A 22,460-nucleotide genomic window follows, 5' to 3' on the forward strand; every position below is an offset into this window, starting at 1 on the left:
AACTTATTCTATAAATAGTTGAGAGAATATAATCGTAACAATTAGGATAAAAGAAAATCATAGACAACATACTTTGAGAAATGATTAATTCTATGAAAATAGTTGAAATTAGTGTGACAATTACGCCGGCAATTGTTCTTTTAGTTAAGGTTGAACTTAAAACGCCTAGGCCTATAACTAAAGTAGGAATGATTTATCCCGTATGTAAGGTCCCGTAAGCTCACTTCAAGAGCCTGAGGTGGTACAAAAGGGTCTAAGTGGAAGAAAACGGCACCTAAATGCCCGATTCGTTCAAGGGCCTTAGGTCATACCCTTCTAGGTACTAACATTCAGTAGAAGATGGAAGAAAACTCCTACTGAATGAAGTTTCTTTATCATAGTTGTATTCATCCTTTTTGCTTTCCTTTATTGTCTAGGAAACGATATTTGTTTTATATTATTGGTCTTTTTAAGGTAGCTTTTGTCTTACTGCTCAATTTAGTAAAAAATTAATTTCCTTTTTAAATGCTTTTAATGGAATATTCCAAAAAGATTATGAATCACGTATAAAGATGTGGAACGTTTCATAGTTCATTATTTTACAGAATATAGTGAATAAAAGGGGAAAACATTAAAATACAGAATTTATGGAATAAAGCGGAAAATAAGCAAGGAGGAAGGGTATGGAAGAGCGTGTATTGGATAAACAAACAGAAACAGGAAAGAAACGAGTTAAAAGAAAGTGGATTATTATTACTAGTGGTATTTTGGCAGTTTTATTGTTTTTACTTGCTTTATATGGGAACGAATACACAAAGAGGCCGGTTGAGCAAATTGAGGGTACGATTGAATTGCCGATGTTGAAAAAGAAAGTTGAAATCATTACGGATGAACATGGTGTACCACAAATAAATGCTAAAAACAATTATGATTTATATATGGCACAAGGATATGTGCAAGCACAATATCGCTTGTTCCAGATGGAAATGTCGCGTAGACAAGCTTCTGGTACATTAAGTGAAGTTGTCGGAGAAGCAGCTGTGGATCAGGATAAATACTTTCGAACGTTAGGGTTACGCCGAGCAGCAGCACAATCATATGACGTTTACAGCGAGGAAGCGAAGGAGATTTTACATGCTTTTGCGGAAGGGATAAATGTGTATATTAACCAAGCAAAGGAAAATAGTCGTTTGCCAATTGAATTTACCATAATGGGATTTGAACCAAAAGAATGGACGGCAGTGGATTCATTAACGATTGGTAAATATATGGCGTTTGATCTAGGTGGACATTGGGAACGTCAAGCTTTTAATTATTTTCTTTTACAAAACTATAATGAAAAGAAAGCGTATGAATTATTTCCTTCTTATCCCAGTCATAAGCCAGTTATTATGGAAGAAGAACTTGTTTCTGTACATGATCGTTTAAAAAAAGCAATTGTTCCCCATGAACTTAATGGTAGTAATAATTGGGTTGTTTCTGGAGATAAAACGGAATCTGGTTTACCGCTATTAGCAGATGATCCACATCTGGGATTAGCAACCCCCTCTATTTGGATTCAAATGAAATTAACAACAAATGAACAACAAGTGAGTGGTGTAATTTTTGCAGGCGTTCCAGGAATTATTTTAGGACATAATGAAAAAATTGCCTGGGGCGTAACGAATACCGGACCAGATGTACAGCAATTATATTTGGAAAAAAGAAATCCTGATCAGCCGACTGAATATTTGTATGAGGAAGAATGGGAACAAGCAAAAGTTATAGAGGAACCCATTGCTGTGAAGGATGGGAAAACAATTGATTATCAAGTAGTTGAGACGAGGCATGGTCCAGTCATATCTGAATTTGCTGAAGATAGTGGAAAAGATAATGTGCTATCGTTACGGTGGACAGCATTAGAGCCGACAACGGAGTTAGAGGCAATTTTACAAATAAATAAGGCGGAAAATTGGGAGGAATTTGAAAAAGGGTTGGAAAAATTTTTAGTTCCTGCACAAAACTTTGTATTTGTATCGATTGATGGAACTATTGCCTATAAAGCAAATGGAAACATTCCAATTTATAAAGATGGGAAGGAGGCATTATTACCACTTCCCGGCTGGGATAAAAATTTTGAATGGAAAGGATATATACCTTTTGACAAGCTTCCAACCATCGTAAATCCTGAAAAAGATTATATCGCCACCGCAAATAATAAAGTTACAACAGACGATTATCCTTATCATATAAGTAATGTATGGGCACAACCTTATCGTTATGAACGGATAGTAGAAGTACTTGAAGCAAACGATAGATTGACAATACAGGATATGAAAAAATTGCAAATGGATAACTTTAATATGCAAGCTAAAGAATTCGTACCTTTGTTTATTACTGAATTAGAAGGAACTGACTTATCAGGTCAAGCGAAACAAGCAATCGAGCTTTTAAGAAAATGGGACTATAAAGATCAATCAACGGCTGCGCAACCGTTAATATTTCATCACTGGTACGAAACATTAGAAAACATCATTTATCAAGATATTCCGGATTCTATGATGAATTTGTTTACATCTAAGGGACAAACGACCGATGAGTTGTTACGAACAGCAATAAAAGAAGGAACTTCACAGTGGATTAATGCTCAAGGCGGATTGCAAAATGTTTTATCTGAATCTTTGAATCAAGCATTATCCAATCTGGAAAAGGAATACGGAAAGAACTTGGAAAAATGGAAGTGGGGAGATTATCATCAGGTAGAGTTTAAGCATCCCCTGTCCAGTGTCCATCCTGTGTTAGCATTCTTCTTTAATCGTAAGGATCCGATCTCGTCAGATGGGAGCAGTGTAACTCCAATGGCGGCAGGTTATGATTCCGAAACGGGAATTATTGATCACGGAGCGTCATGGCGATTTGTTATTGATATGAGTCAGGCGGATCAAGGATATCATCTTGTTGCACCCGGACAGTCAGGACATTTTAGAAGTAAGTGGTATGATGATCAATCAGAGGATTGGGTTACTGGCAATTATCATATAACTAAGCTGAATGAAACAGTAGGTAAACCATTGATTTTGCAGCCTAAAAAAGATAATTAAGTTGAAGCGTGTGTTTAAAAAGGATGAAGACAGAAATCAGCTGAGATTATAGCGTCTTTTTAAAACAGCACTTTCACAGCTGAAACGAAAAGTTGATATTATTCCCCGGGAAATAAGTTGGAGAATGGATGTTTTCTCCTGATTTTATCCCGCATGTAAGGTGCCGTAAGACTCCCACTTCAAAGAGTCCGAGTTGGTACAAAAGGGTATAAGTGGAAGAAAACGGCACCTAAATGCCCGATTCGTTCAACTAACATTTCTTTGGAAAAAGCATTCCAAGAAATGAAGTTTCACTTTATCCCGCATGTAAGGTGCCGTAAGACTCCCACTTCAAGACCTGAGCTGATACAAAAGGGGCTAAGTGTGAGAAAACGGCACCTAAATGCCCGATTCGTTCAACTAACATTTCTTGGGAAAAGCATTCCAAGAAATGAAGTTTCACTTTATAAGATAAAAATATAACCTAATTGGTACAAATTTCGGTTTAGACTGAAGTTCTATTTAAATCATAGGATAAGATTCTAGTTTTCTTCACCTTGATCAAATATTAACTATACTTATACATCTTAAATAGGCTCCGTTATAAATTGAAATTATAAATTTTCATCTTCGTTATTCTATACCCCGGATGACCCGGTACACCTCTAAAGAAACATCTAATTGTGCTTCCTTTTTCATGCCCTGCCTCCCCTTGTGGTACATGGGTTAAGAATGATGAAATTCATTCGAGTAAGAGTTTTATTTCAGTCCTAAGTTGAGGGAGCCTTATCCAAGGAAGGTTAATCCGTTCAAAGACTTGTCAAGATTATGCAAATAAAAGATTATTTTTATCTTGACAACGTTTTCAACATCAGCTATATTTAAACATAAGTTAATTATGTGGCGGAGAACAGGAGACCCACACTTTTTATCATATGTTCCAATGGTGAAATATGGATAAAAAGTGTGGTCTTTTTTGTTTGCTCATAATTAATCAAACTGATACAAAGGGGTGTTACATATGGCAGAATCTGAATTTCTGGCTGAGTTAATTGGTACAATGATTTTGATTATCCTTGGTGGCGGCGTTGTAGGCGGGGTAACATTAAAATCATCCAAAGCTGAAGGCGCAGGCTGGATAGTTATTACGATTGGCTGGGGACTTGCGGTCACGTTTGGAGTATATGCGGTTGGCAATTATTCTCCTGCTCATATTAATCCGGCTGTAACGATTGGATTTGCTGCTATTGGCGAATTTCCATGGTCGAAAGTACCGATGTATGTTACTGCACAAATAATTGGAGCGATTATTGGGGCAGCGATTGTCTTTTTAAATTATCTAGCCCATTGGAGAAAAACAAAAGACCAAGCAACAAAGCTCGGAGTGTTTGCAACGATCCCAGCCATTCGTAGTCCATTAGCCAATTTATTATCGGAAATTGTTGGTACGTTCATTCTCGTTATGGGATTATTGTTTATTGGGGCAAATGAATTTACAGAAGGTTTAAACCCAATTGTTGTCGGGGTATTAATTATAGCAATAGGCATGTCTTTAGGAGGGCCAACTGGATATGCAATTAATCCTGCTCGGGATCTTGGACCGCGAATTGCTCATGCAATACTTCCAATATCCGGAAAAGGAAGTTCCGATTGGGGCTATTCTTGGGTGCCGATTGTTGGACCCATTATCGGAGGAATTTATGGAGCCTTTTTTTATGATGCATTGTTCGTAGGGGAGTTGACCATTGGATTTTGGCTGTTAAGTGGGATAATTGCTGTTCTTATTTTAGGGGCACTGAGTGTAGAATTAAAGAATAAGGGAGATAATTCTGCTAAATTAAAGAATGAAATTATTTAGGGGGATGACAAAATGAAAGATAAATATATTCTATCTATTGATCAAGGTACAACAAGTTCTAGGGCAATAATATTTAATCATAATGGAGAGATTGTTGCTACTGCACAAAGGGAATTTGAACAATTTTTTCCACATCCAGGTTGGGTAGAGCAAGATGCTAATGAAATCTGGACATCCGTTCTTGCCTGTATTGCTGAAGTGTTACGAATAGCTGATCTAGAAGCTAATCAAATTGCTGCTATCGGGATTACAAACCAACGAGAAACGGTAGTCGTTTGGGATAAGCATACAGGAAAACCGATCTATCGAGCCATCGTTTGGCAATCCAGGCAAACAGAGGGTATTGTTAAAGAATTGATGGATGCTGGATATAATGAATTGTTTAGGAAAAAAACGGGATTATTACTCGATCCATATTTTTCTGGTACAAAAGTAAAATGGATTTTAGATAATGTAGAAGGCGCAAGAGAAAAAGCAGAAAATGGAGATTTATTATTTGGTACGGTTGACAGCTGGCTTATTTACAAGTTTTCTGCTGGAAAAGTTCATGTTACAGATTATACCAATGCATCACGTACACTAATGTTTGATATCTACAATTTGAAATGGGATGATGAGCTCTTAGATATTCTGACTGTACCGAAAAGTATGCTTCCTGAAGTAAAACAATCATCTGAAATATATGCTCACACTATTTCTTATCATTTCTTTGGAGAAGAAGTACCAATTGCCGGAATTGCTGGTGATCAACAAGCTGCACTATTTGGTCAGGCTTGCTTCGAAAAAGGCATGGTTAAAAACACATACGGAACTGGTTGCTTTATGTTAATGCATACTGGTGAAGAGGGTGTACCCTCAAAGCATGGCTTATTAACAACTTTGGCTTGTAGTGTTAATGGGAAAGTTGAATATGCATTGGAAGGGAGTGTATTTGTAGCAGGATCTGCCATTCAATGGTTGCGTGATGGACTAAAGTTAATTGAAGATTCGCCGGAAAGTGAAAGCTATGCTAAAAGTGTAGACAGCACAGAAGGTGTATATATGGTTCCTGCATTTGTGGGATTAGGTACGCCGTATTGGGATAGTGAAGCTAGAGGAGCCGTATTTGGTCTTACTCGTGGAACGACAAGAGGTCATTTTATTCGTGCCACATTGGAATCGTTAGCTTATCAAACAAAAGATGTTATAGAGGCAATGGTTGCCGATTCAAACTTAGAATTAAAAACATTACGTGTTGATGGCGGGGCAGTAAAGAATGACTTCCTAATGCAATTTCAAAGTGATATTCTTGGCGAAGTCCCAGTTGAACGCCCTGTTATTCAAGAAACTACAGCGTTGGGTGCTGCATATTTAGCTGGGTTAGCAGTTGGTTATTGGAAAGATAAAGATGAAATTGCTAGACAATGGGATGTAGAAAAGACATTCCATAGCAAAATGGGTGAACAACAGCGCAATGAACTTTATGCCGGATGGAAAAAAGCAGTGGAAGCAACCCGAGCATTTAAATAGGCAGGCGAAGAAAATAGAGGTCATGATTATCTTAAGGAGGTAGGAGTGACCTCTTTTTATTCTTAAGCCAAAATACAATACAATAGGGTTAAGGAGGAATGTAGTATGAAAAAAATCATTAATAAACCAGATGAAGTTGTTCAGGATATGGTACAAGGCTTAATTGCTGCCTATCCGTCCCAGTTGAAACTCATCCCTGAGACATTGGCTATTGCAAGGAAGGATGCACCCGTTCAAGGAAAGGTTGGATTAGTTAGCGGCGGAGGAAGCGGTCATGAACCAGCACATGCAGGTTATATCGGTGAAGGGATGCTAGATGTTGCTGTCGCTGGCGAGGTATTTACTTCCCCAACACCAGATCAAGTCTTAGAAGGAATAAAAGCAGCAGATGGAGGAAAAGGAGTATTTCTAGTTATTAAAAATTATACAGGAGATGTTCTTAATTTTGAAATGGCTGCTGAGCTTGCAGAAGCAGAAGGCATTGAAGTAGAAAAGGTTGTCGTAAATGATGATGTTGCCGTAGAGGATAGTTCATTCACCACTGGCAGAAGGGGAATTGCCGGAACAGTACTTGTCCATAAAATAGCTGGTGCTATGGCTGAAAGTGGAGCCACACTTCAGGAAATAAAGCGAGTTGCTGATAAAGTAGTTGCTAACGTACGTTCCATGGGAATGGCGCTAACATCCGGAACCGTACCGGCAGCGGGCAAACCAAGCTTTCAATTAGCTGAAAATGAGATGGAGATTGGAATAGGGATCCATGGTGAACCAGGTATTGAACGAAAGCCGATAGCATCCGCTGATGAAATTGCGACTGAATTAGTTGAACGAATTTTGGCAGATATGGAAATACCAAAAGGTCAGGAAGTAGCAGTGATGGTAAACGGTCTGGGTGCTACTCCGGAAATGGAACTATATATTGTAAATAAAAAAGTGCAACAAATACTAAAAGAAAATGGATTACACGTATATAGAACGTTTGTTGGTGAATATATGACATCATTAGAAATGGCGGGCTGTTCCGTAACGGTATTACAGCTTGATGATGAACTAAAGACATTGCTTAATGCCCCATGCAGTGCACCTGCTTTTCGAAATTAGGAGGAATTACAATGCAATTGGATGTAAAAAAAACAATCGAATGGTTGCAATTAGCTAATACTAAAATACAGGAAAAAAAAGATTATTTAACTAGCCTTGATCAGCCAATTGGAGATGGCGATCATGGGATTAATATGGCAAGGGGTTTTAAAGAAGTAGAGGCTAAAATAAGTGGTAAAGATTATAAAGATATATCGGAGCTTTTGAAAGATGTAGCCATGACACTAATGGCAAAAGTTGGTGGTGCTTCAGGGCCTTTATTCGGAACAGCGTTTTTAAAATTATCTACATCTATTAAAGGGGAAGCAACAATAGATGCAAAGCAATTTGCAAGTGCTTTAGATGCTGCGGTTACTGGCTTGAAACAGCGTGGAAAAGCAGAAGAAGGCGAAAAAACGATGATTGACATGTGGGCACCAATTACTAAACTATTTCAACAAGAAGAGGGCATTACTGCTGATAAAGTGGTAGATACCGCTAAAATGGCGTTGGAAAAAACGAAGGAAATGAAAGCAACAAAAGGAAGAGCGGCATATTTTAAGGAAAAATCGGTAGGTCATCAAGATCCTGGCGCAGCTTCAAGCTATTATATTTTTGAAGCTCTAGCAGAAATTTGGAAAGGAGACAGCAAAGCGTGAGCTACGTAGGCATTGTACTTATTTCCCATAGTGCTAAAATTGCAGAAGGAACAAAAGAATTAATTCTTCAAGTAATGAAGGATATACCAATTGAAACAGCCGGTGGAACAGATGAAAACGAAATTGGGACAAGTATTGAAAAAATATCTGCGGCTATTGATCAAGCAAATCAAGGTATGGGCGTACTGTTATTTTATGATCTCGGTAGTGCAAAAATGAATGCAGAAATGGCGATAGAATTGGCAGAACGAGATGATGTAAAATTAGTGGAAGCACCAATTGTGGAAGGATCGTATGTGGCAGCAGTTGAATCCGGAATGGGAAAACAGCTTGCAGATGTCTATGATGCGGTTATCCGTTCATTTCCTGAAAAAAAATAACAACGTAGAAGCCCTCTAGACTGTTGCTAAGAGGGCTTTTTGAATGTGAAAAGGAGCACGAAGCCAGAACGCTTTGACAATCGAGATAGAGCATCGTAAAGTTGAGTTAAGCCAGCTCGTCATGAAGTTGAATTTTGAATCAGAACATACACAATTGTTCGGCGGTTGATAGTTTAGTACCTAACAGTTAGATCATTTTTAAGCTGCACCGGCTCCTGGATTGACTGGGATGTTTTCTTCAATTTGCATATTATTTTTCGTGTTTTGCTGTGCATATTTATAAAATAATGCAATAATTCCTATAGTCATAACAGCACTAAGAATATAGGTTATATTCATCGGTAATCGAAAACCAATTTCCGCATTAAGGATATATGCTGTCGTTACATAGGTCATAAAAATACCTGGAAGCATTGCGATCCAATAATTCTTTTTAGCAATAAAGAGGTACATGGAAGCTACCCATAATGCAATTACTGCCAGGGATTGATTTGCCCAAGAGAAATATCGCCAAAGTAATGTGAAATCCATATTGGTTAAGATAACGGAAATCGTAAATAACGGTAAAGCAATAATTAAGCGCTTAGCAATCTTACTTTGGGAAATATTAAAATAATCAGCTATAATCATGCGAGCACTGCGGAATGCTGTATCTCCTGATGATAATGGAAGAAAGATAACGGACATAACGAGTACAGTACCTAAAATAGATCCGAGCATCATTGTACCGACTTCGCTTACAATTCCTCCTGTTCCAATCGTTTGAATCAATTCATTTAACGTAACCGTTTCGCCAAATAAACTCATTGCTGCTGCAGCCCAAACCATAGCAATAATTCCCTCTACAATCATCATGCCATAGAAAATACTTCGTGCTTCTTTTTCATTTTTTGTTGTTCTGGAAATAATTGGTGACTGGGTTGCATGAAAGCCAGATAAAGCACCACAGGAGATAACTAAAAATAATAGCGGAAATACTGGAGTATTCTCTGGATGCATATTTGTTATGGAAATTTCAGGAATGGGAGCTTGATTAATTACAAGACTAACCCCTAATGAAAGTGTACCAACAAGCAAAAAGATACCGAAAATCGGAAAAAGTTTACCAATGATTTTATCTATAGGTAACATAGTTGATAAAATATAATATCCAAAAATGATAGTGATGAGAGTAACTAATGCAATAGAACCGTTAAATAAATCAAAAATTAAACTTGCGGATGAACTAACAAAAACAGTACCAACTAATAATAGTAAGATTACTGAAAACAGATTAACTAAATGCTTCATATATTTTCCTAAAAACTTTCCAGCCAGTTGTGGAAGATGTGCTCCTCCATTACGGATGGAAATCATGCCGGTCAAGTAATCATGAACGGCTCCTGCAAAAATACAACCGAGGACAATCCAAAGAAAGGCTACAGGTCCATACAATGCCCCCATTATTGGACCGAATATGGGACCAACTCCCGCAATACTGATTAATTCAATCATCGCATTTTTTCGTTTAGGCAATGGAAGATAGTCAACACCATCATGCTTTGTTATAGCAGGAGTAGGGCGATCAGGTTTTATTCCAAAAACTTTTTCAATAAACTTACCATATGTGAAATAACCTACAATTAATAATATAATACCTCCTATAAATGTAAACATATAAATACTCCTCTCTATATGAATTCGTTTACATATTTAATGTAATATGAAGTCGCTTTAAAAAGAGAGATTTTAGATAAGATGTTTTTTTTAGGAACTAACATGCAAAAAAGTGAGGATGAAAAGAAATCAAATAAGTTGATTTGAGGAAACTTGCAGAATGGCGGAGTTAGCAAAAACAGATGAAACCGAATTGAAAACTGATAAATTAGATAACTATAAATCGGAACCCGATAAAGCAAATAATTTTCAAGTTTATGAAGAAAAGGGCAAACTTTGATGGAGGCAAAGATTATAGGATAGGAGAAAAAGTAATAAATATAATAGTAGTCCTATCTAAAGTGAAGAAGCTTTTAGAAAAATCCCTAAATTCGTGTGAGAGATACGAAGTAAAAGAATAAACTCCTAACTAGCGAAAGTAAGGTAGTGGCTAGAGCGCTCAGAACCGAGCAGAAGCCCAAAAGCTAGAAATAGCTTGAAGAACCAGCTCATCATAAGAAAAAGTACTAAATCAATATTTGAGTGTTTGTTCCACTATAGGAAAGTATCAAATTTTATGGTTTATCCCGCATGTAAGGTGCCGTAAGATTCCCACTTCAAGAGCCTTTAGTTGATACAAAGGGTCAAAGTGGGAGAAAACGGCACTAAATGCCCGATTGGTTCAAGGGCCTTTAGGTCATACCCTTGTGGTACTAACATTCAGTAGGAGAGGGAAGAAAACTCCTACTGAATGGAGTTTCACTTTATAGTATAAGAAAAACTACAGCTTTCGCTAAAGACTTGGCGACAAGCCAAGTTTTTCTATAATATACCTTTAAATTCGGTGCTCTTTACATAAGTATAAAGAGCCGCCCGATACATCAATATATTGAACAACTCCTGTAATGATACGACCTGTACTCTAGTCTTAGCTTATTAATTAAAGTTCCAAGCGTTCGCGTAAACCTTTCACGTAATTACGACTAACCGGGAGAAGTTCTTCGTTTCCTTGTATTTTTAAATTATAGGCACCGTTAAACCAAGGTGTTATTTGACTGACATGATTTAAATTAATGAGATAGCTTTTATGAATACGAAAAAAACCAAACGGGATCAATTTTGATTCTAAATCTTTTAACGTTTTTTTAGTAAAAAATGTTTTAGAAACAGTCATAATTTTTACTTGTTTCTCTTCACTTTGAATATATAATATATCATTTGGTTCAAGGTATATTACACCATCTTCATTTTCGATACCTAGTTTATTTGCCGTTTCTTGTTCTTTTTTCACTTCACCGTACACTATCTTTTCAATACGCATAATTGTTTGAGCAAGTTGATTTTCATCATACGGTTTTAATAAATAATCAACTGCTTCAAAGCGAAAAGCTTGTACAGCAAATTGCGAATATGCGGTAGCAAAAACTAATAATGGTCGTATTTTAAGTTCCATTAAAGATTCAGCTGCTTCCATACCATTCATCCCCGGCATTTCTACATCTAAGAATACAAGGTCAGGCTTTTTTTTCATTGCCTCCATAATACAGGCCTCACCTGAGTTTGCTTCACCGATAACTTGAATAGATGGATGGGACCCTAGTAAATAGATTAGCTCTTCACGGTTTAATTTTTCATCATCAACAACTATCGTACGTATAACCGCTTGCATTATTTTTCCTCCGTTTCACGATCTTTTGCCGGTATGATAAAACTGACCTCTGTTCCTTCGCCTAAATTACTATGAATTTGCAGCTTTGCTTGTTCGCCAAACTTCATATCCAGTCGACGATTAATATTATATAACGCCATACCTGTTCCGGACTTGGAATGTATAACATGGCTACCAATTTGCTTTATATATGCTGGATCCATTCCTTTTCCATTATCTATAATAGAAATATGGATCTGTTTATGTTTCCTTTTCACTTGTATCTCAATATGACAATTCGTTGCTTTATCTTTTAGTCCATGCTTCATAGCATTTTCGACAATTGGCTGTAAAATTAATGGAGGAATAGTTTCTTGTAAACAGCTCTCGTCAATATTGTAATCAACATGAAGCCGATCATAAAATCGTGTTAATTCAATATCTAAATATGCCTGAACATGTTTTAATTCCTGCTCAATCGTAGTTTCTTTATCTGTGGTTACGGTTAAGTTATTTCGTAAAAAATTGGATAACGATACGAGTAATTTGCGTGCTTTCATTGGATCGATTCGAATAAGTGATGTAATCGTATTTAATGTGTTAAATAGAAAATGTGGTCTAATTTGTGCTTGTAATGCATTAATTTCGGATTCTCTTGCTAATTGTAACGCCTGTTCAGCTCGAGCAATTTCAAGTTGATTGCTTAACAGCTTCGCAAGACCTGACACCATTTCCTTAACCACAGTGTTAATCTCATTTTTAGAATGATAATAAAATTTGAGTGTACCGATTGTTTTTTCGCGTTGCTTTAACGGGGCGATAACTACAGCTTTAAGCGGACAATCTTCATGGCTGCAATGGATCTGTTCTAAAGCTGCAAAGGTAAGCTTTCCTGATCGAATCGTGTCGCGAGTAACTTGGGTTTGGATACTGCTAGCTTGTGTGTGATGTTCATCTCCTAAGCCAACGTGAGCAAGAATTTCTTTATCATCTGTCATCGAAACGGCAATTGCATTCATCTCTCGATATAAAATGTTGCAAACAGCTTGAGCAGTATGATAGTCCAACCCCTTTCGCAAATGGGCTAATGTCTTATCCGCGATACGTAATGTCAACTGAGCTTGGTGTGCACTTATTCTATCCTTTTCACTGGCAACCATTTGAATGATCAGTATAAATAAAGCTCCACCGAGTCCGTTTGCAAGTACCATAGGAAGTCCAATTACTTCTACAAGCGGAATGTTTTTTTCAAAAGGTCTTGATAATAAAAGAATTAGTAGCATCTGAATGATTTCAGCTGAAGCCGTAATCGTAAATACTTTTGGCAAGGAATTATAGCTTTGTTTTTTATGGAAATAACCTGAAAAAACACCGGCAATGATCGTTGCAAGTCCACAACTTAATGCCGTATAGCCACCGAGCATAAAACGATGGACGCCTGCAATAACTCCCGCACCGAATCCGATTTTATAACCACCAAGTAGTCCCGCCACTACTACACCAATTACTCTAAAATTAGCAATTGCTTCATCTGGTTCAATACCTATTTGCCAACGCTCAATATCCGAAGTTGCTGAATTAAAAATAAGTCCAGTATACGTTCCAATGATCCCAAACAAACCAAAGAATAGCATGGCCTTATATTGTTGACTGTGGCTTAATGTACGTGGAGACATCAAATTACGAAAGAACCGAAATCTTGTTAATAAAAAGGCGAGCATAACAATGATACCGAGTCTTTCTAGCATCAAAACCAAAAGATCAAACATAAGATAACCTCTTTTCCATACGATTTGCTTGGTAATGTTATTGATATCACAATCTAGCATAGAAAACTTTACCTGAAAAATGCCATGTATACCATGTTAAACAGACACTGTCCTTGAAGCATAGCACTCTATTAAAAATCTCGATGTCATAACAAGGACAGTTGAAAGCTTATAGTTTAAAACTTGTCCGGCTTTTAAAGCGTTTTAGAATAATTGAACTTTCTACCCGCATAATGCCACTAACGGAATATAGTTCTTTATTGATAAAGGTTTCTAATTTTTGAAAGTCTTCTACGAGTACATGCATATGTAAGGTGCTCGGTCCAGTCGTTTGATAAATGCTCGCTACTTGAGGATTATTTGCTAAATTTTGTGCAACTTCTTGAAGCTGCATTGGTTCAACATCTACTTCAAAAAAAGCAGAGACTTGTTTGCCAAATTTTTCAGAGTTAATCACAACGGTAAACTTCTCAATCACGCCTTTATCCTTTAAGTTTTGAATTCGATCCCTCACGGCTACTCGAGATAGCCCAACTCTTTCCGCTAGCTCTACATATGATAGTCTTCCATTTTCAGATAACTCTGCCAATAATTGTTTATCAATATTATCCAATTTCATATTTTGAGCTCCTTATTGTTTATTATGTATCTAAGGCGGCTGTATAATGCTCACTTCTAGCATAATGGTATAGATCTTCTAAATGTCTTCTGGTTGGTTGAAATGGCATTCTGAGAAGTGAAGAAACAAATGAAATATGACCTTCTCAGCTACGTTTTAGTTTACCAGAATTTATATGTAAAGAAAACATAGTCAGGGTTAACTCTAGTGCACACAAAGCCTAATTGCACTTATATTTATGATTTAAAAATTATTCCGGTTTACTTAATTTCTGCGCTGCAATATTATTCATTCTAAACGTATAAAGAAAACTTGGTTAGTGCTCCAATAACATATACATCGGCGATTTAAATTTCATCTGCATCTAAGGTGCCGTAAGACTCCCGCTCTCGAGAGTTATAGAGAATATAAAGGAGTCAAAGCAGGAGATAACGGCACCAAATGCCGATTCGTTCAAAGGCCTTTAGGTCATACCATTAAGGTACTAACATTCGTAGGAGATGGAAGAAAACTCCTACTGAATGAAGTTTTACTTTCTCATTGAATAGTTTTCACTGCTATTTTTTACTTACCCATTACGCTTTGAATAGGTTATTGGTTGGAGAACGGTTTTATTTCAAGTTTTGAGAAACAAGAAAGAGAAAGTGTTATTATTCTTCATAAAAGTGGTATTCTTCAATTTTTACATAACAGTTGCCTATATTGAAGAAGTGCTTACAAAAAGAAGGTGTAAATAATAAAATATTTTATATAAGAAGGAATTTTATGTTATATTATTTATTTATGTTTGTATGTTATTTACAAATATATAGTTGTTTGATAATATACACTTAAGTTGATAAAAGTAAGAAATGACTGAAAAAAGATATAGTTATGCTTCGTGGGCACTTATACGTTGAACATGAAAAATTTTGATGCTTTATCCCGAATGTAAGGTGCCGTAATACTCCCGCTCTCGAGAGTTATAGAGAATACGAAAGAAGTCTAAGTGGGAGATAGCAACATACCTAAATTCCCGATTCGTTCAAAGGCTTTAGGTCGTACCATTAAGGTACTAACAATCAGTAGGAGATGAAAGAAAACCTCCATTGATTGAAGTTTGGACTTTATATCTTAATTTCAGTGCTAAATTTTTTCCAACGTACGATATGTCATTTTACCGTACTTTTTTTACATTCACCTAAAAGAACTTAACGATGCAGAGGGGACGTTTAGAAAAATGCAATTCTTATTTAATCAAACACAGCCATATACAACAACTCGACAGGTTACTTATGCCAGAAATGGAATGGTGGCAACCTCCCAACCACTAGCTTCACAAGCGGGGTTGGAAATATTAAAAAAAGGAGGAAATGCTATTGATGCAGCTATTGCTACTGCAGCGTGTTTAACAGTCGTAGAACCAACCTCTAACGGTATTGGTGGAGATGCATTTGCATTAGTGTGGACAAAAGAAAAACTGCACGGATTAAATGCCAGCGGTAAATCTCCAAAATCGATTTCTATTGAGGCGGTCAAGAAAGCCGGTTATGATAAAATTCCAAAACATGGCTGGATTCCAGTGACTGTACCCGGTGCTCCAGGTGCGTGGGCTGAGCTTTCTAATCGTTTTGGTAAATTGCCACTGTCTGTTGTTTTGGAGCCTGCTATTCAGTATGCATGGGAAGGGTATCCAGTTTCACCAATTTTGAGTAGATTTTGGAAAAAAGTGTTTGAAGCATATAAACATGAATTAACGGATGAACTGTTTAACGAATGGTTTACAACGTTTGCTCCTAATAATCGTGCACCTGAACCGGGAGAAATATGGAATTCACCGAATCATGCAAAAACCTTAAAGGAAATTGCCGATACATATGCAGAATCCTTTTATCGTGGAGAAATAGCTGAACGAATTGTTCAATTTTCTAAAGATAATGGTGGGTTTTTAAGTGGTGAAGATTTGGCTAATTATAAGCCGGATTGGGTAGAACCAATAAAAGTTAACTATCGAGGATTTGATATTTGGGAAATACCACCCAATGGGCAAGGTATTGTTGCACTTCAAGCTCTAAATATTTTGAGTGGATTTAAGTTTGTAGAGAAGGAATCTGTTGACACTTACCATAAGCAGATTGAGGCGATCAAGCTTGCGTTTGCGGATGGTGGAAAACATGTAACTGAATCCAGGTATATGAAACATTCCGTAGAAAAATTATTAAATGAGACATATGGCGAATTACGCAGATCGCTTATTCAAGGTAGAGCATTACAGCCTGAAGCAGGAGAACCAGTTCTTAGTGGTACAGTGTATTTAGCGACGGCAGATCATGAAGGAAATATGGTATCTTTTATCCAAAGTAATTATATGGACTTTGGCTCTGGGTTGGTTGTACCTGGTACTGGAATAGCTCTGCAAAATCGCGGTCATAATTTTTCGATGGATGAAAATCATGTAAATGCACTTCGTGGCGATAAGCGTACATACCACACGATTATTCCAGGCTTTATATCAAAGGGGAATCAACCCCTCGGACCTTTTGGAGTAATGGGAGGATTTATGCAGCCACAAGGACATGTACAGGTAGTAATGAATACGCTTGATTTTCAATTAAACCCTCAAGCAGCATTGGATGCACCACGCTGGCAATGGCTGAAAGATAAACAGGTAGAAGTAGAACAGCGATTTCCTCCTCACATAGCAATGCAATTAGCTGAAAAGGGACATGATGTGAAAATTCAGCTGGAACCGAATAGCTTTGGCAGAGGGCAAATTATTTGGCGAAATGCGGAGACAGGAGTGCTGGTTGGCGGTACAGAATCTCGTACTGATGGAACAATCGCTGCTTGGTAAACTGATTATATAACAAAGGTATGTGAGTTATGAAAACACATTGGAATATTTTTATCGCTTTTTTCCGTGTAGGGATACTTGGCTATGGGGGTGGCCCCAGCTCAATTCCATTAATTCATAAAGAAGTAGTTGAAAAATATAAATGGATGGACGCTGAAGAATTCGGAGATTTATTGGCGTTAGGGAATACTTTGCCGGGACCAATTGCGACAAAACTAGCGGGTTATATTGGTTATCGCGTTTCTGGATTTTGGGGAATGATGAATGCTCTATTGTCATCGATCTTACCAACTATTTTATTGATGATTGTCTTATTGTCTTCTTTATCTTCTATTAAAGGATTTGATTGGGTTCAAGGCATGACAGCAGCTGTAATTCCAGTTGTGGGCGTTATGCTTCTTGTATTAACTTGGCAATTTATTCAAAAATCCGGAAACGGACTTGGTTGGGTGGTAACCAGTGTAATGCTGGTTGCCGTCTTTATTCTGTTAGAAATATTGCATGTGCATCCGGCTATAATCATAGGGGGATTATTAATAGCTGCCCTGTTAAAAAAGGATAGAAATCGAAAAGAAGAAACAGTCGTCAAAGAAGGTGATACCTTATGATTTATTGGGAAATATTTCTTGCATTTTTTATTCCGGGCATTTTAGGTTATGGTGGTGGTCCAGCTTCGATTCCACTTGTGGAAAATGAAGTTGTCTCCCGTTACGGATGGATGAATGTACAAGAGTTTAGTGAAGTTCTTGCACTTGGGAATGCACTGCCTGGTCCGATTGCTACAAAAATGGCAGGCTATATCGGATTTGAGGTGGGGGGAGTATTGGGTGCTGCTGTGGCAGTCTTTGCCACAGTTGCACCGTCACTGTTACTTATCATTATTTTATTAAACATATTATATAGATATAAAGACTCCCCGAAAGTTAAGCGAATGACGTTGTTCATCGGACCAGTTATTGGAATATTACTCGGGGTTATGGCTTGGCGGTTTTTTAGCGAATCTTATGTCAGTATTGGATTCGTGCAAACAGCGGTGTTAGCACTTCTTAGTTATATATTAATGGAACGACTGAAGTTACATCCTGCATTTGTCATTGGAGGTGCACTCATTTATGGAGGATTTTTGTTATAGTCCAGTTCCGATCATCATTTTACTCAACCTTTGAACAACTTCTATAACCATTATTCCGTGGGTATAGAGGACCCACGGAATAGATTTTGCTCCATTTACTCCACTAAATTTAGTTTTTTTAGTCCGTTATAAATACCCGAATCATCAACAGAAGTGGTTCGGTGTTTTGCATATGAAAACAGATCTGGATTACTATTTCCCATAGCAAAACCTTCACCTACCACTTGCAGCATTTCTTTATCGTTCATTCCATCACCGAAGGCAATTGCCTGTTCAGGTTCTACTCCTATATGCTGAAGCACTTTTTTTACTGCTTCTCCTTTATTTACTCGTTTACGAATAACATCATAACAGTTGGAAATACCATTTACGATCACTTCAGATAAATAAAAATCGTTATTTACAGCTTCATATTCTTTGGCTTGTTCAGGAGGGACATTAATTAGCGATAGGCTAAGGATATGACTATGCACATCTTGTGTTAATATGCGATTATTTTTTAACTGGAATACTTCAGAAAAGTTCTTCATAACTGGGTTCATTAATGAGGTAAAATAATTTTTATCACTTGTATAGCAAACAATTTCATGATTATTTTTTTTAGCGACTGCTAAAAATTGCTCAAAGGTGTTTTGATTTATCGGTTCATCTACAAGAATATTGTCTTCATAGATGGCATACGCCCCATTATAACCGATATAGCCTTCTACACCTAGTTCTTCTCCCAGTTCTTTCACTTCATGAAGCGGTCTTCCGGTGCAAATAAAAACAAGCATACCTTGTTCTTGTACTTGTTCTATTGCCTCTTTTGTAGAGGAAGCGTACGTATGATCCGGCCTTAAAATTGTTCCGTCAATATCGAGGAATAGTGTTTTATATGTCATGGACTTTTGATTTCTCCTTTATTGATGAAGTGTTTGTCGTCTCTATTATTGAAACGATTCTAGTATTTGTCAACCAATTATGTGGTCGTAGCATATAAATCATTCTTAAGAATAATGTACATTAAATAACACGGGCTTTCCGATAAGTCCTTAAAAGTAAAGCAACTAAGAAAATGAAACAATTTTCCTTAGCTGTTTTTTTAACTCGTACTATAGGAAAGTATAAAATTTTAAGGTTTATAGTATAAGAAAAACTACAGCTTTCGCTAAAGACTTGGCGATAAGCTAAGTTTTTCTAATTTGCTTTTCGATTCCTCTACAAAAATAAACCTTTTGTGAGTAGCCAAATAGAATGATGTTGAGCGTCATTTTGGGATGATAGGGACATCTCTCCAGCAGGAAAACAACTTCTCATCGGGTATCGCTTTCACCATTTCATCTACTACACGCCACACGATGTTCAGGAATGAGTGCCTTAGTATCATAAATAAAATGAATTTATTGGTTATTGTAAAAGTTGAAAGGTAGGGGGTAGTCGTCTTTTAGAGACTGTTTTTTCATCTGCTTTTGGTGATTGCTCATAAAAAATGGTTCTTTCTTTTGAATGTAGTGTGTTAACTTCATTTTACTGGATAGGACGATTTTTTTGTATGTTTCTTTATTAAAAATGATGGGGATGTCCATCTGCAATTTTACCGAAAAATGTACCGCTTGCTCTTTGAATCCGCACGCACAGCGGCAACAACACGCCTTTCGCCTGCCTGCATGCCTCACCAGCTGGTTTTCTGGCATCCAAATGTAAGTTGCAGCTCACGTAACGCCGCACCCTTTCCAGGGGATTAATCTAAAACTCAAATTCAAACGTCTTGCGCTTGGATGTAAATTCAAACCCGAGTTTCACCCCTAAACGGATAGACTCCTTATTCGTCTCGAGTGCCGACCAATGCGGGGTTATTCTATTTGCCAGGCAATGCTCCAAATACGCGGTGCACGCCAATGTAGCGAAACCTTTATTCATGTCTTCGTCGTTATACGTTTCTACACTTATCTCATGATCTCGGCCATTCACACAGCAGGAAAGGCATGCGCTAATGATACGGTCGTCCTTCACCACGCAATAGCCTAAACCTTTCGTAAGAAAATCGTCCGTCGAGTACCAAAATTCATTTAACACCTCGGAGAGGATTTTTTTTGAATCGTTCTCGATCGTCGCTTTGTCAATTCTTCGAACCGTATACCCCGCTGGTAACGGTTTAAAGCCACTCTTGAGGGTATGAAAACGGTCCGCGTTGAAGGTGTGGTACCACTCAAAATCTGTCTCGTATTCCCGATGTGAAATGGCTTTCTCTATCGCTTGCTCCCAAGCCTCATCACTTGCCACGGCCAGGAAATAAGTGCCGCCGCACGATTCCAACGTATCCATCTTCAATTGGTTATCAATAAAATCCGGCAGTAGGTGAAAAAAATCCTCATTCTTATGATCCCCAATAAACATTGAGATTGTTCCGATAACATCGATCATAGCCGTGCGCGGATGCTCTATGTTGTCCACGTAAACGGTGCCGCGATTGTTGCCGTTCATAATCGCATTTAGTGTCAGGTCATTTTGTTGCTCGTTTTTTAACAATTGTTGTATCTTCCCATAATCGGTTTTATCAAGTTTATAAATCACGTAAGAAACACTCCTTCTATAGTTTTTTCTTCAGAAAATATTGCTTGATTCCGTCCGGATAGTCGTCCAGAATGCCAAAAATCTTGTACCCCATGGTCTGATAAAAATGCGGAGATTGGTAACTGAAAGTCGAGGTATGCGCGGAAGATGCAGCCCATTTCCCTACCGGTTCTTTCGGCCTCAACGATCACCGCCTTTCCGTATCCTTCGCGCATGGCAAGGCCGACATCCTGCTGAGAATCGTATGTAACGGTCACATCGTGAAACCTCCTATTCCTGTGCTTGATTTTTAGTACTATAAGTTGAGATGTAAAAAGGGGCTCATTGGTTCATACAAAACAAAAAAAACAAAAAAAATTCAAGAGTGACAAGTACATAGCGATTACTCGACTGCATAACGATACATTTATTATCGATAGACAGAAATATAATCCCCCCCTTACCAAATTGGATCAGGGAAAGCTTTACGCTCTATGTACCGACAGAACCCTTCTTTCTTGTCGATGTTCCTGAATAGGAAAAGTACGTCCAAATTCGTAAAAGCTTTTCCACAGGTCCATATTTGAACCGCTTCAAGTACCAGTAGCTACCAATAGTTTGAAATATAAATATCCCAATCGACAGAAAAACACCCGAAAGAACTCCCAGTTTTCCAAATAACCCAAAACCGTACCCATAAAATATGGTCGTACAGATCACCGTTTGCAACAAGTAATTGGACAACGACAATTTTCCAACAGAGTGATAAGCCTTAAGCCAGAAAGAGTTTTCAAATCGTGTATAAAGAATGGCGAAAGCAAATATATAACCAAATGCTAATATGCTTGAACCTAGTAAGTCGGCAATACCGGTCCAGGAAAGTTGCGGAAAAAAGTGATGGGCGCTTTTGAGCAGTATTCCAGACAAGGTTAGCAAGGTAGCTGCCTTCAGGTATATCCGTCTTTTCTTGTCAGGTTCCTCAAACCAGTTATCCTTAGCCGCATACATTCCAAACAAAAACATCGGAGCAGTAAAGAAAGGAGCAAATAGGAAAAGGAACAGGTACATATAGTCGGGCAAATGGCCAGGATCAGCGTGATTGCGATGGTCTTTAATTTCTTCATATGTACCAGTGCTATAAACAGTAATGGTTTTCTTGACATATGCCTCTATGGCTATAGGATCTGACAGTGTATCGTGCTTATTCCCGTATCCTGACAGGGAAAACAGAAGAAGCAATATGCAGCCCGAGGTTATTAATGTTTTCTTCTTTCGACCTACAAATAGGAGAAGAAACAGGCCCATCAAACCATAAAAAAACAAAATGTCTCCTTCCCAGAGGAATGTCGAGTGTAGAAAACCAACGACTGCCAGAAACAAAAACCTGCGAAAGAAATGTCGTTTATACTTTTGATTGTTCCTATCCAGGCTTTGTTTCATTTTCATCATCCCAAAACCAAATAAAAAAGAAAAAACGGGCATGAAGCTGCCTTCGATGAAAATTTTTGTAAAACTATACGCGATTGAATCCATATGGGATGGAGAATAGAAGTGGATTTTCTCTTTTCCCCACATACCATATTGAAAGATGAGCATATTTGCCATTAAAATTCCAGCAAGGCTTAATCCTCGTATTCCGTCAATGATTCGTAATCTCTGGTCTTTTATATCTGTCATCATGTTCCCCCAATTGTAAAAAGTTATTTTGTACAGCAGTTCGTAAGGCTTAAGCCGCACACCTTTTCTCGATAACTGCATGGTATGC

17 protein-coding genes are annotated in these 22,460 nt (G+C 37.6%); 9 read left to right on the plus strand and 8 right to left on the minus strand.

The genetic code is table 11. From position 1 onward, the window contains the following. Positions 1–662: 662 nt before the first annotated feature. From KQI21_RS09420 to dhaM, 6 genes are all read left to right on the plus strand, one after another. On the plus strand, positions 663–3,059 hold the full coding sequence (locus KQI21_RS09420) for a penicillin acylase family protein (protein WP_216483935.1): 2,397 nt from the start codon (positions 663–665) through the stop codon (positions 3,057–3,059). A gap of 1,000 nt (positions 3,060–4,059) precedes the next feature. After that, a complete protein-coding gene (locus KQI21_RS09425; protein WP_216483936.1) occupies positions 4,060–4,896 on the plus strand; it encodes an MIP/aquaporin family protein in 837 nt (278 codons plus the stop codon). A gap of 12 nt (positions 4,897–4,908) precedes the next feature. Then, a complete protein-coding gene (gene glpK / locus KQI21_RS09430) occupies positions 4,909–6,405 on the plus strand; it encodes a glycerol kinase GlpK (RefSeq protein WP_216483937.1) in 1,497 nt (498 codons plus the stop codon). A gap of 105 nt (positions 6,406–6,510) precedes the next feature. After that, positions 6,511–7,506: a dihydroxyacetone kinase subunit DhaK gene (gene dhaK / locus KQI21_RS09435; protein ID WP_216483938.1), complete on the plus strand. Its 996-nt coding sequence runs from the start codon at positions 6,511–6,513 to the stop codon at positions 7,504–7,506. Positions 7,507–7,517: 11 nt separating this feature from the next. Further along, positions 7,518–8,144, plus strand: a complete 627-nt coding sequence (gene dhaL, locus KQI21_RS09440; protein ID WP_216483939.1) for a dihydroxyacetone kinase subunit DhaL — start codon at positions 7,518–7,520, stop codon at positions 8,142–8,144. After that, positions 8,141–8,524: a dihydroxyacetone kinase phosphoryl donor subunit DhaM gene (dhaM, locus tag KQI21_RS09445; RefSeq protein ID WP_216483940.1), complete on the plus strand. Its 384-nt coding sequence runs from the start codon at positions 8,141–8,143 to the stop codon at positions 8,522–8,524. The genes dhaL and dhaM overlap by 4 nt, the downstream gene beginning before the upstream one ends. 198 nt (positions 8,525–8,722) lie before the next feature. Here the strand turns inward: dhaM and KQI21_RS09450 are convergent, their stop codons facing one another. The 4 genes from KQI21_RS09450 to KQI21_RS09465 all read right to left on the minus strand — a co-directional run bounded on the left by KQI21_RS09450 (position 8,723) and on the right by KQI21_RS09465 (position 14,195). After that, entirely contained in the window at positions 8,723–10,180 is a 1,458-nt protein-coding gene (locus KQI21_RS09450; RefSeq protein ID WP_216483941.1) for a carbon starvation CstA family protein, read from the minus strand. Positions 10,181–11,099: 919 nt separating this feature from the next. Beyond that, the gene (locus tag KQI21_RS09455; RefSeq protein WP_216483942.1) at positions 11,100–11,828 is read right to left on the minus strand and encodes a LytR/AlgR family response regulator transcription factor; all 729 of its coding nucleotides are present in this window, start codon (positions 11,826–11,828) and stop codon (positions 11,100–11,102) included. Continuing rightward, positions 11,828–13,576, minus strand: coding sequence for a sensor histidine kinase (locus KQI21_RS09460; protein ID WP_216483943.1), 1,749 nt, complete (start codon positions 13,574–13,576; stop codon positions 11,828–11,830). Before KQI21_RS09460 ends, KQI21_RS09455 begins: the two co-directional genes overlap by 1 nt. A 169-nt stretch (positions 13,577–13,745) precedes the next feature. Further along, on the minus strand, positions 13,746–14,195 hold the full coding sequence (locus KQI21_RS09465; RefSeq protein ID WP_216483944.1) for an Lrp/AsnC family transcriptional regulator: 450 nt from the start codon (positions 14,193–14,195) through the stop codon (positions 13,746–13,748). A 1,219-nt stretch (positions 14,196–15,414) separates the two neighbouring features. On the opposite strand from KQI21_RS09465, the gene KQI21_RS09470 reads away from it, so the two are divergent. From KQI21_RS09470 to KQI21_RS09480, 3 genes are read left to right on the plus strand one after another with little or no spacing between them, the layout of a single operon-like run. Next, positions 15,415–17,028 (plus strand): gamma-glutamyltransferase family protein, encoded by a 1,614-nt coding sequence (locus KQI21_RS09470; RefSeq protein ID WP_216483945.1) that lies wholly within the window; start codon positions 15,415–15,417, stop codon positions 17,026–17,028. Between the two features lie 29 nt (positions 17,029–17,057). Then, positions 17,058–17,636, plus strand: a complete 579-nt coding sequence (locus tag KQI21_RS09475) for a chromate transporter (protein WP_216483946.1) — start codon at positions 17,058–17,060, stop codon at positions 17,634–17,636. Next, positions 17,633–18,160 carry a chromate transporter gene (locus tag KQI21_RS09480; protein ID WP_216483947.1) on the plus strand — a complete coding sequence of 176 codons (528 nt, stop codon included), beginning with the start codon at positions 17,633–17,635 and terminating at the stop codon, positions 18,158–18,160. Before KQI21_RS09475 ends, KQI21_RS09480 begins: the two co-directional genes overlap by 4 nt. A gap of 95 nt (positions 18,161–18,255) precedes the next feature. On the opposite strand, the gene KQI21_RS09485 is transcribed toward KQI21_RS09480, so the two are convergent. The 4 genes from KQI21_RS09485 to KQI21_RS09500 form a co-directional block, all read right to left on the minus strand. Beyond that, on the minus strand, positions 18,256–19,044 hold the full coding sequence (locus KQI21_RS09485; protein WP_216483948.1) for an HAD family hydrolase: 789 nt from the start codon (positions 19,042–19,044) through the stop codon (positions 18,256–18,258). An 844-nt stretch (positions 19,045–19,888) separates the two neighbouring features. Next, positions 19,889–20,716: a GNAT family N-acetyltransferase gene (locus KQI21_RS09490; protein WP_216483949.1), complete on the minus strand. Its 828-nt coding sequence runs from the start codon at positions 20,714–20,716 to the stop codon at positions 19,889–19,891. After that, positions 20,713–20,973 (minus strand): hypothetical protein, encoded by a 261-nt coding sequence (locus tag KQI21_RS09495; protein ID WP_253291376.1) that lies wholly within the window; start codon positions 20,971–20,973, stop codon positions 20,713–20,715. Before KQI21_RS09495 ends, KQI21_RS09490 begins: the two co-directional genes overlap by 4 nt. A gap of 214 nt (positions 20,974–21,187) precedes the next feature. Then, positions 21,188–22,375, minus strand: a complete 1,188-nt coding sequence (locus KQI21_RS09500; RefSeq protein WP_216483950.1) for a DUF418 domain-containing protein — start codon at positions 22,373–22,375, stop codon at positions 21,188–21,190. Positions 22,376–22,460 lie beyond the last annotated feature (85 nt).

The organism is Virgibacillus proomii, from assembly GCF_018916875.1.
Lineage (GTDB): Bacteria > Bacillota > Bacilli > Bacillales > Amphibacillaceae > Virgibacillus > Virgibacillus proomii_B.

Coding starts and splice junctions, on each gene's coding strand:
- KQI21_RS09420 (WP_216483935.1), top strand. CDS start 663: ATGGAAGAGCGTGTATTGGATAAACAAACAGAAACAGGAAAGAAACGA.
- KQI21_RS09425 (WP_216483936.1), top strand. CDS start 4,060: ATGGCAGAATCTGAATTTCTGGCTGAGTTAATTGGTACAATGATTTTG.
- glpK (WP_216483937.1), top strand. CDS start 4,909: ATGAAAGATAAATATATTCTATCTATTGATCAAGGTACAACAAGTTCT.
- dhaK (WP_216483938.1), top strand. CDS start 6,511: ATGAAAAAAATCATTAATAAACCAGATGAAGTTGTTCAGGATATGGTA.
- dhaL (WP_216483939.1), top strand. CDS start 7,518: ATGCAATTGGATGTAAAAAAAACAATCGAATGGTTGCAATTAGCTAAT.
- KQI21_RS09450 (WP_216483941.1), bottom strand. CDS start 10,180: ATGTTTACATTTATAGGAGGTATTATATTATTAATTGTAGGTTATTTC.
- KQI21_RS09455 (WP_216483942.1), bottom strand. CDS start 11,828: ATGCAAGCGGTTATACGTACGATAGTTGTTGATGATGAAAAATTAAAC.
- KQI21_RS09460 (WP_216483943.1), bottom strand. CDS start 13,576: ATGTTTGATCTTTTGGTTTTGATGCTAGAAAGACTCGGTATCATTGTT.
- KQI21_RS09465 (WP_216483944.1), bottom strand. CDS start 14,195: ATGAAATTGGATAATATTGATAAACAATTATTGGCAGAGTTATCTGAA.
- KQI21_RS09470 (WP_216483945.1), top strand. CDS start 15,415: ATGCAATTCTTATTTAATCAAACACAGCCATATACAACAACTCGACAG.
- KQI21_RS09475 (WP_216483946.1), top strand. CDS start 17,058: ATGAAAACACATTGGAATATTTTTATCGCTTTTTTCCGTGTAGGGATA.
- KQI21_RS09480 (WP_216483947.1), top strand. CDS start 17,633: ATGATTTATTGGGAAATATTTCTTGCATTTTTTATTCCGGGCATTTTA.
- KQI21_RS09485 (WP_216483948.1), bottom strand. CDS start 19,044: ATGACATATAAAACACTATTCCTCGATATTGACGGAACAATTTTAAGG.
- KQI21_RS09500 (WP_216483950.1), bottom strand. CDS start 22,375: ATGATGACAGATATAAAAGACCAGAGATTACGAATCATTGACGGAATA.